This is a genomic window from Pseudomonas sp. B414 (assembly GCF_055408445.1).
In genome coordinates, this window is sequence record NZ_JBUZTQ010000002.1 from 182,702 (window position 1) to 197,623 (window position 14,922).

Below are 14,922 nucleotides of genomic sequence, written 5' to 3' on the forward strand. Positions count from 1 at the left end.
TAAATCCTTGGTATTTCTGCATGTGTTGCTACCGGTATGGCTCGGCGCATTTGCGGTGCGCCGGGTAGCGCTTGGGCCCGGTTTTAAAAGGCAAAGCCGCATCTGACGGCCTTGCCGGCCCGTACGGCGCGAGTCGAAAAACTGTCGCGCCGCCATGAATGACCGTTTTTTATCGAGTGACTGAAGCCCGGATCGTTCAATAAAAGTTACCGGTGGTCCCTTTTTTTCGCGTTGAATATTTATCTATGTCATTGCCATGCCGGTGCGGCGTTAGGTTGCTCAGCCTGTTCTAAAGACTGACTGAAGAAGGCCGCCCATGACGCCTACACACGATTTTCCACGCCTGGATGCCCGTCAGAGCACGCTCAGTGACCTGGAACCGCTGGAACTGGTACACAGCCATATGCCCAGGTGGTTGCTGGATGCTTCGCCCACACAGATTGACGCGCTGAATGCGTCGATGGCGCAAAGCCGTTCCTTCCACGGACGAATCGGGAAAAAATTCGGCGAACTGCAAAGTGTTGAAGCGTATTGCGGTGCATTGCTGAGCGCTGCGGTGCAGCGAGAATTCGGACCGCTGCTGGACATTCACCGCGATTACCTGCTGGTCATCCATGTGCGTCTGGTAACGGATGACACGCTCTTTGCGACGATTCGCCATGAAATCGAGCACGATGAACCCAAAAGCCTGTTGTGGGCGGCTTTGCAGAACTTTTCAGCGGACGAAGCCACCCCCGGTGGCTTCAACCCACAAAGTCGAATTCTTCATCATGGGCGTCTTGAGCAGGTCAGCCCGGTCAAGCCTTACCAGTTTGCTGCGCTGTGCCGCAGGCTGGACCTGGGGCTTGAATATCAAACCTATCTGGAGACTTTTCTGGGGGTCAAGGCCAATGGCAGCGAGAGTGCTGACGCAACGCATCTGGCCACAGAATCTGACCTGCGCTTGCTAAAACGCTACGACATGGAAGTAGACGCGCATGTGGCATTTCTCAAAAAAAATATCAGCGAAACTGCCTACAAGGCCCTGCTTGCACTGCTGGAAAATGCTGCTGCCCCGATGCTGGACGCAAAGCCTGTTGTTCAGAGCTCACTGTCAATACTCGATGCAGTCATTGATGGCGTTGTGGTGTTTTCTGCGGACACGCTGTTGTTGCACCCGGGCAACCGCCTGATTGCCTATATCCCTAATGACTCCAAATCGCCCTTTTTTGAATTCAGTTCGTTGCAGGTGTTTGTCGAGGAGTTGAAGCAGCGCCTGCTGGACCCGGACTATGTGCAGTTCTTCTCCGGCTTTGTGGCGTTGGGTGCCAGGGCGGCTTTTCTCCAGCGGGTCAGTGCCAGGCCGGATGCCCTGGGTTTGACGGCAGAGTTGCTGAATATGCCAGCGGCGCATTACCTGTGTTCGGCACAGCTCAGGAACATGTTTGCTGATGCGCAAATGCTGGCGGTGCCGACCGGAGTGCTGGATGAGCGCGAACGCGAGCAGCGTTGGCAGCTATACAAGGGTGTCGGGCTGTTGCTGGTGAATGTCGCTGCTCTTTTTGTGCCAGCCCTGGGTTACATGATGCTCGCCGTTGCCATCGGCGATATGTTGAAGGAAGTGTATGAAGGGGTTGAAGACTGGAACCAGGGCGATGTCGATCATGCCCGCGAGCATCTGCTGAATGTCGCCAGGGATGTCGCCATCAATGCGGCAGTGGTGGTGGGAGCTGCAGCGGCAAAAAAGGTGGCCACGGGTTTAAGCGACGCCGCGAAGTCTTACTTTGCAGACATGCAACCCATCCGCCGCGATGACGGCACGGTAAGGCTTTGGGACAAAAATCTTGAGCATTACGAGCTGGAGGGCATCGCGCAGCACCGGCACCGGGCTGACGCACAAGGCTTTATCAACCATAACGGCAAATCCCATGTGGAAGTGGACAGCAGGCATTATTCGGTCGAACTGGATGGCAGGCTCAAGCAGTGGCGGATTGTCCACCCGACACGGCCCAATGCCTACCAGCCTGCCTTGCTGCATAACCGTGAAGGGGCCTGGCAGCATGTGCATGAGCGGCCGCTGGAGTGGCAGGGCAGCCAAACCTTACTGGGGCGTTTGGGGGGGATGACAGCAACACTGAGTGAGCAAAGGCTGGAGCAAGTGCGAGCACTGACCGATACCCCGCAAGGGGTGATGCGTCGGCTGCATCTGGAAAACCTGGCACCTGCGCCGTTGCTCAAAGTCAGCCTCAAGCGCTTTGAAATTGATCAGGCACTGACCGAATTTATCGAGCAAATGGGTGCCGATGAATACCGTGCCCCCCGCTGGGCTGATCTGCAAATGCAGCTATTACCCATGTTGCCGAACTGGCCCGAGGGCAAGGGGCTGACAGTGGTGGACGCTACTGGGCAGACACTGGTGCGATATGGCAATACCCAGTGGCCCAGCACTTCGAGTCTCAACCTGACCTCTTCAGTCATTGAGCAAGGCAGGCTGTTGGATGCGGTGCTGGCAGGCTTGTCAGGTGTTGAGGGCAAGACCCTGTTGGGCGCTGAACGGAGCTCTTCGGCTACACCCGCACAAACACTTGCCCGCAAACTGGCGGTGTATGTGGAGGAAAACAGAGGCACGGTTTTTGAGCATTTATACGAGGCCTTCAATGTCTCTAACGTGCCGCAAGCCAAGCCCATTGAAGCTGCATTTCCCGGATTGCCGCGTACGGTGAGTCAAGCCATTGTCGAGTCGGCCAGCCCTCGGCAGCAGGAACTGTTGCGCACCTCCAAAGTGCCGCTGGAGATCGCCGAGCAAGTGCGCCTGCTGTTGCGTGAGGCCAGGATCAACAGGGCACTGGAGGGTTTTTACCTTAAGTCCCGGCAGGGGGAGGACACTGAAAAATTGGCGCTGCATTTTTTTCAGCGGTTGCCTGGCTGGGCGTTGGATACGCCGCTGCAAATCCGTGAGGGTTCACTGCTGGGGCCCGTGACAAAGCGCTGGGGGCAGGAACAAGCCAGCATGCCCCGGGTGCTGGTCAAAACCGCCAAGGGTTATCAGTGCTACAGGCCCCGGGGGCAATTGCTCGCCCTTCAGCCGGGTGGTGAAGCACCCTTAGCCACGGCTCTCTACCAGTCACTGGCAGAGGTCGAGCGCCTGGCAATGGGCTTCAAGGTGCCTGGCACGGCCTCTGAGTTCAATGCTGCGCTGGGGCTGCAAGCGGGGCAGGCGCGTGACGAGTCGGCTCGGGTATTGGGCCTGCAACCGATCAAACCGGGCTACAAGTTACCTGCTGTGCTTGAAGATGGTCGAATCGGCTATCCCTTGTGCGGTCTCAGGGTTGGAAGGCATTCCAGTGGCTTGCAGCGCCGGGTGCGCGAGCTTTACCCCGAGTTCGACCAGGAGCAGGTTGTGGATTATCTGGACGGTTTTATCGCGCGCGGGGAGGAGCCTTTGCAAGCTTTGCGCGAGCGCAAGCGTGAAAGGACAGCATTGCGCACCAGTTTGCAGGCCTGGATTGATGCCGTGCCGGAGGTGAATGTTTCTGACTGGATACATGATTATCCTGAAAACAGATACCAGGCGGCGGGCTTGATCGAGCGTATCTGGCGCAAAAGCCCCAATAATATTCCGTGGGCCAGCAGTGATGAAATACACAGCTTGAACCTGGATGGATTACGTATCGGTAATTTTCCCGAGCTGCCTGCTGTAGCTGACTTCAACCATGTGCGCGAGCTCAAGCTCAGCAATATGGATTGCAAGGACATGGCTAGCGAATTTCTTGAGCATTTCAGCGGCCTGACTTCACTTGAAATGGACAACAATGAAATGGCTCGTCTGCCTGTGCAGCTTGGACGCATGCCTGAACTGCGGCGTTTGTCGCTGGCGCGTAACCTGCTGTACATGACTCGCGAGAACGCCTCGGTGCTCAACTCCCTGAGCAATCTGGAAGTGTTGAATCTCAATGACAACCTGCTTGGCCCGCTGCTGAGCTTTAATAATCACGCTTATCTGCGTCGCGTGTATTTACGTCGTACCTGGATCGAAGTGTGGCCTGAAGGGTTGATTTCCAGACCGCTGCTCGAAGCTGCCGACCTGAGGGAAAACCAGATTATCGAGATCCCTGAACAGGTGTATCAGGCATCACCCAAGATCATTCGCAATATCACCTTGTCCAATAACCCGCTATCGAGCGCAAGCCGTTTGCAGCTGGGCAGGTATGTGATGCAGGGCGGCAGCAGTATGGGGATCAACAGTGAAGAGTTGCTCAGTGAGATGCTGGCATTCGAATTCTGGTCAGCAGGCATCACCAGTAATGAGCTCAGCCGCCGTGAGTTGTTGTGGAACAGCTTGCGGGCAAACCCTGCATCTGAAGACTTTTTTACAGTGATCAGCCGTTTGACCAGCACGGCAGATGCCCATACGGTTCGTCAGGATCTCAGTCGGCGGGTATGGGAAATGATTGAAGCGGCCAATGAAAATGCTCAATTACGCAGTGACTTGCTGAATCTCGCCGCATCCCCGCGCAGTTGCAGTGACAGTGTTGCGGTCACGTTCAGCGCAATGGAAATCCAGGTACTGCTGGCCGAAGTTTCACGCAGTAGCCTGTTTCAGCAAACGCAGATGCTGAGCCTGGCAAAGGGGTTGTTTCGCCTGGACAAGCTGGCAAGCCTTGCCGCAGCGCACTGTGAAGAGCGCTTGAGGCGAGGCGTGATAGGGGTTGATGAACTTGAGGTGAATCTGGCGTACCGGATTGGTCTGGCTCAGGCCCTTGAGTTGCCCGGTCAACCTACAAGCATGACGTTCAGAGGCTTGGCCGGAGTCACCCAGGAGGATCTGGACATTGCCAGGGTGGAGGTGCAGAACGCTGAGAAAACCGCTGCAATGGCAACCTACATCAGCACCCTGGATTTCTGGAAAGCCTATCTGAGCAATACTCACAAAACGGAGTACGCCACGTTGACAGAGCCTTACTTCGAATTGTTGTATGACTTGTTGAGAAGGTCGCCAGAAATGAACAGTGCGCGCTATTTGCGTCAGGTCTCTGAGGTCCGCAACAAGATGGATGCTGCCGTGGATGCCTGGAGCTTGAGAAAAACCCAGGCATTGATCGGGAAACAAAGCCCCGGCGGCTGGTCTACAGCCCTTTGATCAGTGCCCGCAAGCCGAAGCGGTTAGGGTGACAAGCCTGGGCAACGGAGCGGGGCACAGGTAATGGCTCGTTGGTTATCCACGCGGCCAGAATCTCACCCGACAGAGGTGCGGTAATCAATCCACGAGAACCGTGGCCGCTGTTGACGTACAAACCATCAAGCCATGGGCACTCGGTGTCCGGCACCTGGCGTGCGTCCTTGCGCAGCACCGCGTAAGCGTCAGCAAATTGCTCCGGGTCTGACAGTGGCCCGACAATCGGCAGGTAATCCGGGCTGGTGCAGCGGAATGCCGCCCAGCCTTGAAGGGAGTGCGGATCGAGTTGCTCATCGCCCAGGCGCTGTGCAAAGTCCGGGGAAATTTCCTCAAGCAAATCGAGGTTGCCCTGATGCCCTTCAGGGGTGGTGGTCAAATCTTCATTATGAAAGTCGAAGCTGGCGCCCAGGGTATGTTCACCCAGTCGGCCGGGTGCAACGTAGCCCTCGGCACAGACCACGGTTTTAAGTACTGAGCTGGCCGGTGTTTCGACCAGTTGGGTGATTTGCCCGCGAATACGCTTGAGTGGCAAGCCGCTGCTGGCCGGGAAGCGTTTGACTTCGGCGGCACCGGCGAGGATCACCACGGGGGCGCTGGCCAGCAGCTGATCGTCCTGACAGGCTTGCCATTGCTCGCCCACCTGGTTCAGTTGCAGCACATCATGATGAGTCATGATCTGCACATTGGCGTGCAAGGCCTGGTAATGGCACAGCGCAGGCGGATGCACCCAGCCGCCTTCGGGGTAGAACAGGCCGCCGTGGGCCAGTTCGATTCCGGCCAGCTTCTGGGCCTGAGGTTGATCCAGCAGGTGCACCAGCGACGGCGGGAAAGCCGCTGCAAGCTGTGCCTGGCGCTCGGTTTCCTTGGCGTTGAAACCCAATTGCAGGACGCCGCAGTCATCCCAGTCGCGACCTCGTTGCAGTTGTTCCAGTAGACGACGGGTGTAACCGAAGCCGCTGACGATCAACTGTGACAACGTGGTGCCGTGGGCTGACAGTTTGAGGTACAGCACGCCTTGCGGATTGCCGGAGGCTTCTTTGGCCAGTTTTTCGTGACGCTCCAGCAAGACCACATGCCAGCCACGGCGCGCCAGGCTGTTGGCGCTGGCGCAACCGGAGAGGCCGCCGCCAATCACAATAGCCTTGCGCTCGCTGCTGTGCACGGGCGGGCGGGCAAACCAGGGTTTGCTCTCGGGGCTGGCGATGGCGTTTTCAGGCAGGGCAATAAAGGCGCCGCGTAAAATTTCCCACTTGTGACCGATGCCCGGTGTGCGCTTCATCTTGAAGCCGGCGTCATTCAACGCCCGGCGCACCCAGCCGGTGCTGGTGAAGGTGCTGATGGTGGCGTCGGGCGCTGCCAGTCGTGCCAGTTGCGCGAACAACTCAGGGGTCCACATGTCCGGGTTTTTCGCCGGGGCAAAGCCGTCGAGAAACCAGGCGTCGATTTGCGCGTCCAGCTGCGCTAGTTGCTCCTGCGCGTCTCCGATCAACAGGGTCAGGGTTACGCGGCCATTGGCCAGACTCAGGGTCTGGAACCCCGGATGAATTGCATGCCAGGCTGCCAGCAGTTGCTCGCTGTAGCTGGCCAGTTCAGGCCACAGGGCCAGGGCGCGTTGCAGGTCTTCGCGGGTCAGCGGGTATTTTTCGACGCTGATAAAGTGCAGGCGCGCATCTGGCCGGGCCGTCTCTTCGAGCAACTGCCAGGCACAGAGAAAGTTCAGGCCGGTACCAAACCCGGTTTCGCCAATAACCAGTTGGCCATTGGCAGGCAGGGCGGTGAAACGCTCGGCGAGGGCGTTCTGTTCGATAAAGACATAGCGGGTTTCTTCGAGACCTGACTTGTCCGAAAAATACACGTCATCAAACACCCGCGAATGGGGGCGACCTTGGTCATCCCAGTCAATCTGGGCATTGGGCATTTCAGTAGTCATGTGCGGCTCGGCGACGGCAAGGCGGCCATTCTAGCCGATCAGTAGCCGTACGCTTGATCCATGACAGTTTTGTGCGGGTTGTGGCTACACCTTTGGGCGCATTCCGCTAGGCTTGAGACATCTTGCCAGGGAGCTTTCCATGTTTGAATCCGCAGAAATCGGTCATGTCATCGATAAAGAAACCTACGACCGGGAAGTTCCCGCCCTGCGCGAAGCCTTGCTTGAGGCTCAATACGAGCTGCAGCAGCAGAAGCGTTCTGCCGTTATCGTGCTGATCAATGGCATTGAAGGCGCCGGCAAGGGCGAGACGGTCAAGCTGCTCAGCGAGTGGATGGACCCGCGACTGATAGAGGTGCGTACTTTTGACAGCCAGACCGATGAAGAACTGGCACACCCTCCTGCCTGGCGTTACTGGCGGCAATTACCGGCCAAGGGCCGCATGGGCGTGTTCTTCGGTAACTGGTATAGCCAGATGCTCCAGGGCCGGGTTCACGGCCATTTCAAGGACGCCGTGCTCGATCAGGCGATCAATGGCGCCGAACGTCTGGAAAAGATGCTGTGCAATGAAGGCGCGGTGATTTTCAAGTTCTGGTTCCACCTGTCCAAGAAACAAATGAAAGCCCGGCTCAAGGCCCTCAAGGACGATCCGCTGCACAGCTGGCGCATTAGTCCCCTGGATTGGCAGCAGTCCGAAACTTATGATCGCTTTGTTCGATTTGGTGAGCGGGCGATACGTCGTACCAGCCGTGACTACGCGCCGTGGAATATCGTGGAGGGTGTCGACCCCTATTACCGCAGCCTGACCGTGGGCAAGATTTTACTCGAGGGCCTGCAAGCCGCATTGAGTGAGTCCAGGGCCAGGGTGCAGGCCACCCATGTAGCGCCGCTGGCTGAAATCCAGGACGGGCTGAGCCTGCTCGATTGCCTGGATATGACCCAGCATCTGGATAAAGACGATTATCAGGAGCAACTGATTACCGAGCAGGCGCGGCTGTCGGGGCTGATGCGCGACAAACGCATGCGCCGTCATGCCCTGGTAGCAGTATTTGAAGGCAATGATGCGGCAGGCAAGGGTGGTTCGATCAAGCGTGTGGCCGCGGCGCTCGATCCGCGCCAGTACAACATCGTGCCGATTGCTGCGCCTTCGGAGGATGAACGTGCGCAGCCTTATCTGTGGCGTTTTTGGCGGCAAATTCCGGCTCGCGGCAAATTCACCATTTTTGACCGTTCATGGTACGGGCGGGTGCTGGTTGAGCGCATCGAAGGCTTTTGCACTACGGCCGACTGGATGCGGGCCTATGGTGAAATCAATGACTTCGAGGAGCAATTGCGTAATGCCGGGGTGATTGTCGTCAAGTTCTGGCTGGCGATTGACAAGGATGTGCAGCTTGAGCGATTCCATGAGCGCGAAGAGATCCCGTTCAAGCGTTTCAAAATCACCGAAGAAGACTGGCGCAACCGCGAGAAATGGGATTTGTACCGCAAGGCCGTGTGCGACATGGTTGATCGTACCAGCACCGAGATTTCCCCCTGGACGCTGGTAGAAGCCAATGACAAGCGCTGGGCGCGGGTCAAGGTGCTGCGCACCATCAACGAAGCGCTGGAAGCCGCCTTCGAAAAAAGCGACAAAAAGCACAAGAAATAAAGGCTTCCATGCCCCTGTGGGAGCGGGCTTGCTCACGATGCCGGCGCTGCGGTCTGTCAGGCAAACCGCAGTGATGCCATCGCGAGCAAGCCCGCTCCCACAGGTATGGCGAGACTCTTAATGCTTGCCGGGCCCCAGCATATTTTCCGGGCGTACCCACTGATCAAACTCGGCGTCGGTCAGATAGCCCAACTCCAGCGCCGCCTCGCGCAAGGTCAAGCCTTCGGCATAGGCCTTTTTGGCTATTTCAGCCGATTTGTCATAACCGATATGCGGGTTGAGCGCCGTCACCAGCATCAGGCCGCGCTCCAGATGCTCAGCCATTTTTTCGGCGTCGGCTTCAAGACCGGTCACACAGTGCTTCTGGAAGTTGCTGCAACCGTCACCCAGCAACTGGATTGACTGCAGCAGGTTGTGAATGATCACCGGTTTATAAACGTTCAGTTGCAGGTGCCCCTGGCTGGCGGCAAAGCCGATGGCCACATCATTGCCCATCACCTGGCAGGCCAGCATGGACAGGGCTTCGCATTGAGTCGGGTTAACCTTGCCCGGCATGATCGAGCTGCCCGGCTCATTGGCTGGCAGTTTGATTTCGGCCAGCCCGGCGCGGGGGCCGGAACCCAGCAGACGAAAGTCGTTGGCCAGTTTCATCAGGGTCACGGCCAGGGTCTTGAGCGCGCCCGAGAGGGTGGTCAGGGGTTCGTGCCCGGCCAATGCGGCAAATTTGTTGGGCGCCGTGACAAACGGCAACCCCGACAACGCTGCAATTTCAGCCGCGATCGCTTCGGCAAACCCGTGTGGGGCATTTAGACCTGTGCCCACCGCAGTGCCGCCCTGGGCCAGTTCGCACACAGCCGGAATGGCAGAACGGATGGCTTTTTCGGCGTAATCAAGCTGGGCGATATAGGCCGACAGCTCCTGGCCAAAGGTAATGGGAGTAGCGTCCATCATATGGGTGCGGCCGGTCTTGACCAGTTTCATATGCCGGGCCGACAACTCGGCCAAGCCACCTGACAGTTCACTGATCGCTGGCAGCAAATGCTCATGTACCGCTTTGGCTGCAGCGATATGCATGGCCGTGGGGAAGCAGTCGTTGGAGCTTTGCGAGCGGTTGACGTGGTCATTGGGGTGAACCGGTGATTTGCCGCCGCGGCCTTTGCCAGCCAGTTCGTTGGCGCGACCGGCGATGACTTCGTTGGCGTTCATGTTGCTTTGCGTGCCACTACCGGTTTGCCACACCACCAGCGGGAACTGGTCATCGTGTTCGCCGTCGAGCACTTCATCGGCCGCCTGTTCGATCAGGCGGGCGATATCGGCGGGCAGATCGCCATTGCGGTCATTGACCCGGGCCGCAGCCTTTTTGATCAGTACCAGGGCATGCAGCACGGCCAGCGGCATCTTTTCGTTGCCGATGGCGAAGTTGATCAGGGATCGTTGGGTTTGCGCCCCCCAATAGGCCTCATCGGCCACACTGACTTCACCCAGGCTGTCGGTTTCGATACGGCTCATCGGCTCTTTCTCCTTAAGGTCTGACAGACAGCTTAGGCGCTGGTTGGCGTGCAGGGTTCAATCCAATGTTTTTTAATGCTTTTGGTCAGATGATGAGAACGTCTATCAGCCCCGGGGTTGAGTGACACGCTTTAATAAGCGCAGAATGGCCGCCCTTGGGGTTCAACCTCGCTTGCTAGAAAAGGAAACTCGATGACCCGTCTTCGCGCCATCTGTACAGCAGTAGCTCTGGTTTGCGCCAGCGGCCAGGTTTTCGCTGATGCTGCCAGCCACGCTGCCAGTGCTGAAACGTTCCTCAAGCTGGCACATGCCGACAAGCTGGGCACCCCGGTTTATATGCAAGTACAGCAGATGTTTGCCCAGCGTTTTGAGCAAACCAAAGCGCCAGCCTCGAAGAAAGCCCTGCTGGAAACCTACCAGGCCAAGGCCAACACTGCCCTGGACCAGGCCATCGGCTGGAACAAGCTCAAGCCGGACATGGTCAAGCTGTACACCACCAACTTCACTGAGTCCGAGCTCAAGGATCTGGTAGCCTTCTACCAGTCGCCACTGGGCAAGAAAGTCCTGGAAAAAATGCCGCAGCTGACTCAGCAATCGGCACAAATGACCCAGGCCAAGCTGGAAAGCGCAGTGCCGGTCGTCAACAAACTGTTGGCCGACATGACTGCCGAGCTGGAGCCAGCAGCGGCCCCGGCCAAGAAGAAGTAAGCGGAGCCTGAATGGACATGCAACAACGTATTGAATCGACGCTGAGCGCGTTGCAACCCGAGCACCTGAGCGTGCTGGATGAAAGCCATATGCACAGTCGCGGGTTGCAGACCCACTTCAAGGCTGTGGTAGTCAGCGAGCAATTCGCCGGGCTCAACAGCGTCAAGCGGCACCAGAAGGTTTACGCCACCCTGGGTGACCTGATGGGCGAGTTCCATGCGCTTGCCTTGCACACCTATACGCCTGAAGAGTGGGCGAAAATCGGCACGGCTCCGGCTTCGCCGACCTGTGCTGGCGGTGGGCACTGAGTTGGTGTAAAGCATCGGCTTTTTGTTAGAATCCGCAACGCGCCGCTTAGTCGGCGCGTTTTTTTTGCATCCGGTTCACCCTTTACGAGGGTAGCCACCTGGAGAAACACGATGACTGCGCCAATTGTTGTTGCTGCACTGTACAAATTCGTCACCCTTGAAGATTACGTCGAACTGCGTGAGCCGCTGCTCAAGGCCATGGTCGACAACGGTATCAAGGGCACCTTGCTGATCGCTGAAGAAGGCATAAACGGTACCGTATCCGGTACTCGTGAGGGTATTGACGGGCTGATGGCCTGGCTCAAGACCGATCCGCGCATGGTTGATATCGACCATAAAGAATCCTACTGCGAAGACCAGCCGTTCTATCGGACCAAGGTCAAACTCAAGAAAGAAATCGTTACCCTTGGCGTAGAAGGCGTAGATCCGAACAAAAAAGTCGGAACCTATGTCGACCCCGAGAACTGGAATGCGCTGATCAGCGATCCAGAGGTGTTGCTGATCGACACCCGTAACGACTACGAAGTCTCGATCGGTACGTTTGAGGGCGCCATTGACCCGAAAACCACCAGCTTTCGCGAATTCCCTGACTACATCAAAGCCAATTTCGACCCGACCAAGCACAAGAAAGTCGCGATGTTCTGCACCGGTGGCATTCGTTGTGAAAAGGCCTCGAGCTATATGCTCAGCCAGGGTTTTGACGAGGTGTATCACCTCAAGGGCGGCATCCTCAAGTACCTCGAAGAGGTGCCACAGGAAGAGACCAAATGGCAGGGCGACTGCTTTGTATTCGATAACCGCGTCACTGTGCGTCACGACCTCAGTGCCGGTGAGTACGACCAGTGCCATGCCTGCCGCACCCCGATCAGCATCGCGGATCGTGAGTCGGAGCACTATCAGCCCGGCATCAGCTGCCCGCATTGCTGGGACACGCTGAGCGAAAAAACCCGTCGCAGCGCCATTGATCGGCAAAAGCAGATCGACCTGGCCAAGGAGCGTAACCAGCCGCACCCGATTGGCCACAACTACCGTAAAGCTGCCGAGGCCTGATATGACAGCGCGCCTGCTCTATGTGATGGACCCGATGTGCTCCTGGTGCTGGGGTTTCTCGCCCATCGCCGAGGCGCTGGTTGAGCAGGCGCAGGCTGCAGGCGTTGAGTTGCATCTAGTGGTGGGCGGTTTGCGCACCGGCAGTGGCTCGGCACTTGAGCCTGCCACGCGGCGCTATATTCTTGAGCATTGGCAGGCTGTCACAGAAGCCACCGGGCAACCCTTCGCCTTCGAGGGTGCCTTACCGGACGGCTTTGTCTATGACACCGAGCCCGCCTGCCGTGCCCTGGTCGCAGCACGCAGCCTGGCGCCCGATTGCGCCTGGAAGCTGGTCAAGCTGATTCAGCAGGCGTTCTATGTGCAAGGTCGCGATGTGACCCAGGCCAGCGTGCTGGTTGAACTGGCAGAAACAGCAGGCGTACCGCGTATCGAGTTTGCCGCAGCCTTTGATTCTGCAGAGCAACACACGGCAACAGCTGCCGACTTTACCTGGGTGCAAGACTTGGGGATTGCCGGTTTCCCGACCTTGCTCGCCGAACGCAACGGCCAGCTGGCGCTGCTGACCAACGGCTATCAGCCGCTTGGACCCTTGTCAGACTTGCTTGCACGCTGGCTTGAACGCGCCACACGTGTTTGATCCTGCGGCTGTGCCGAACTCAGCCCCGGTGACGGATCGCCTGACCTGGGCCGAGATCCGTCGCCTGGCACTGCGGCATAAAAAAGCCCTGTGGATTGCCAATGGCGTGGCCGTACTTGCCACGCTGTGCAGTGTACCCATCCCCTTGCTGCTGCCCTTGCTGGTGGACGAGGTGCTGCTGGGCAATGGTGATGGCGCACTGAAAATCATGAATCACTGGCTGCCGACTGCCTGGCAGAGCGCTGCGGGCTATATAGGCCTGATGCTGGTGATTACCCTGGTGCTGCGTTGTGGGGCGTTGCTGTTTAACGTGCTGCAGGCACGACTGTTTTCGCGTTTGGCCAAGGACATCGTGTTTCGTATCCGCCTGCGCCTGATTGAACGCTTGAAGCGCATATCCCTGGCCGAGTACGAAAGCCTGGGCAGCGGTACGGTGACCACGCATCTGGTCACCGACCTCGATACCCTGGACAAATTCGTTGGCGAAACCCTGAGCCGGTTCTTGGTGGCGATGCTTACCCTGGTCGGCACTTCGGCCATTCTGCTGTGGATGCACTGGCAGCTGGCGCTGCTGATCCTGCTGTTCAACCCGCTGGTGATTTACGCCACGGTGCAACTGGGCAAACGGGTCAAGCACCTGAAGAAACTCGAAAACGACAGCACGGCGCGTTTCACTCAGGCGCTGACCGAGACCCTGGATTCTATCCAGGAAGTCCGTGCTGGCAATCGCCAGGGCTTTTTCCTCGGTCGCTTGGGGGTGCGGGCGCGGGAAGTCCGGGACTTTGCCGTGGCCTCGCAATGGAAGAGCGATGCTTCCAATCGTGCCAGCGGTTTGTTGTTCCAGTTTGGTATCGATATTTTTCGCGCAGCGGCAATGCTCACCGTGCTGTTCTCGGACCTGTCGATCGGCCAGATGCTCGCGGTGTTCAGTTACCTGTGGTTTATGATCGGGCCTGTCGAGCAATTGCTTAACTTGCAATATGCCTACTATGCGGCCGATGGCGCGGTTACCCGCATCAACCAGTTGCTGGCGCGCAGTGACGAGCCGCAGTACCCCGGCGGTGCGAACCCGTTTGTGGGGCGGCAAACGGTCGGTATCGAAGTGCGTGACCTGAGCTTCAGCTACGGTGAGGAGAAGGTGCTCGATCATCTGAACCTGACTATTGCTCCGGGAGAAAAGGTGGCCATCGTCGGCACCAGCGGCGGCGGCAAAAGCACCCTGGTGCAACTGTTGCTGGGGCTGTACACACCGCAGGCGGGCAGTATCCACTTTGCCGATGCGAGCCAGCCCGAGATCGGCCTGCAAACCATTCGCGAGCATGTTGCCGTGGTGCTGCAACACCCGGCCTTGTTCAACGACACTGTGCGTGCCAACCTGACCATGGGTCGTGAGCGCACCGACGAAGCGTGCTGGCATGCCCTGGAGATCGCCCAGCTCGATGGCACCATTCATGCGCTGCCCCAGGGCCTGGACAGCATTGTCGGGCGTTCAGGCGTGCGCCTGTCGGGTGGCCAGCGTCAGCGTCTGGCGATTGCGCGGATGGTTCTGGCCGAGCCCAAGGTGGTGATCCTCGACGAGGCTACCAGTGCCCTGGATGCCGCCACGGAATACAACCTGCATCACGCTTTGGGAAAATTCTTGAGCGGGCGCACAACATTAATCATTGCTCATCGCCTGTCTGCGGTAAAACAGGCAGACAGGGTACTGGTATTTGATGGCGGGCGCATTGCTGAAGATGGCGATCACCAGCAGTTGATTGCAGAAGGCGGGCTCTACGCCAAGCTCTATGGGCACTTGCAGCAGACGTGAAATCTGAGGGCTGTGGGAGCGAGCCTGCTCGCGAAGGGCTCTATTAGAGAGCCGGTTCGCATCCCGCAGATGCATTGCTTGGCTAAGTGAGCAGCATTGACTCGGCGGCAGGCTTATTGAAGATTTAGATCGGCTCCTGCTGTTCAAGTTTTCGAAATTTGGCCTAGGCT

9 protein-coding genes are annotated in these 14,922 nt (G+C 57.8%); 7 read left to right on the plus strand and 2 right to left on the minus strand.

Going from position 1 to position 14,922, the window contains the following annotated elements; translation table 11 throughout:
- Positions 1-316 precede the first annotated feature (316 nt).
- Positions 317-5,119: an NEL-type E3 ubiquitin ligase domain-containing protein gene (locus ACZRMH_RS03030; protein WP_464012090.1), complete on the plus strand. Its 4,803-nt coding sequence runs from the start codon at positions 317-319 to the stop codon at positions 5,117-5,119.
- Here ACZRMH_RS03030 and mnmC read toward each other — a convergent pair.
- Positions 5,106-7,085 (minus strand): bifunctional tRNA (5-methylaminomethyl-2-thiouridine)(34)-methyltransferase MnmC2/FAD-dependent 5-carboxymethylaminomethyl-2-thiouridine(34) oxidoreductase MnmC1, encoded by a 1,980-nt coding sequence (gene mnmC, locus ACZRMH_RS03035; RefSeq protein ID WP_464012091.1) that lies wholly within the window; start codon positions 7,083-7,085, stop codon positions 5,106-5,108. The genes ACZRMH_RS03030 and mnmC overlap by 14 nt on opposite strands.
- 139 nt (positions 7,086-7,224) lie before the next feature.
- Here mnmC and pap point away from each other — a divergent pair, with 139 nt between their 5' ends.
- Positions 7,225-8,730, plus strand: a complete 1,506-nt coding sequence (gene pap / locus ACZRMH_RS03040; RefSeq protein ID WP_464012092.1) for a polyphosphate:AMP phosphotransferase — start codon at positions 7,225-7,227, stop codon at positions 8,728-8,730.
- A 117-nt stretch (positions 8,731-8,847) separates the two neighbouring features.
- On the opposite strand, the gene ACZRMH_RS03045 is transcribed toward pap, so the two are convergent.
- The gene (locus ACZRMH_RS03045; protein WP_464012093.1) at positions 8,848-10,239 is read right to left on the minus strand and encodes a class II fumarate hydratase; all 1,392 of its coding nucleotides are present in this window, start codon (positions 10,237-10,239) and stop codon (positions 8,848-8,850) included.
- Between the two features lie 192 nt (positions 10,240-10,431).
- On the opposite strand from ACZRMH_RS03045, the gene ACZRMH_RS03050 reads away from it, so the two are divergent.
- From ACZRMH_RS03050 to ACZRMH_RS03070, 5 genes are all read left to right on the plus strand, one after another.
- Complete coding sequence (locus tag ACZRMH_RS03050) at positions 10,432-10,947, plus strand: DUF2059 domain-containing protein (RefSeq protein WP_095036428.1); 516 nt, start codon at positions 10,432-10,434, stop codon at positions 10,945-10,947.
- Positions 10,948-10,958: 11 nt separating this feature from the next.
- The gene (locus tag ACZRMH_RS03055) at positions 10,959-11,255 is read left to right on the plus strand and encodes a BolA family protein (RefSeq protein WP_019826801.1); all 297 of its coding nucleotides are present in this window, start codon (positions 10,959-10,961) and stop codon (positions 11,253-11,255) included.
- A 111-nt stretch (positions 11,256-11,366) separates the two neighbouring features.
- Positions 11,367-12,305: an oxygen-dependent tRNA uridine(34) hydroxylase TrhO gene (gene trhO, locus ACZRMH_RS03060; protein ID WP_464012094.1), complete on the plus strand. Its 939-nt coding sequence runs from the start codon at positions 11,367-11,369 to the stop codon at positions 12,303-12,305.
- A gap of 34 nt (positions 12,306-12,339) precedes the next feature.
- Positions 12,340-12,942, plus strand: coding sequence for a DsbA family protein (locus ACZRMH_RS03065; protein ID WP_464012188.1), 603 nt, complete (start codon positions 12,340-12,342; stop codon positions 12,940-12,942).
- Between the two features lie 28 nt (positions 12,943-12,970).
- Positions 12,971-14,752, plus strand: coding sequence for an ABC transporter ATP-binding protein (locus tag ACZRMH_RS03070; protein WP_464012189.1), 1,782 nt, complete (start codon positions 12,971-12,973; stop codon positions 14,750-14,752).
- Positions 14,753-14,922 lie beyond the last annotated feature (170 nt).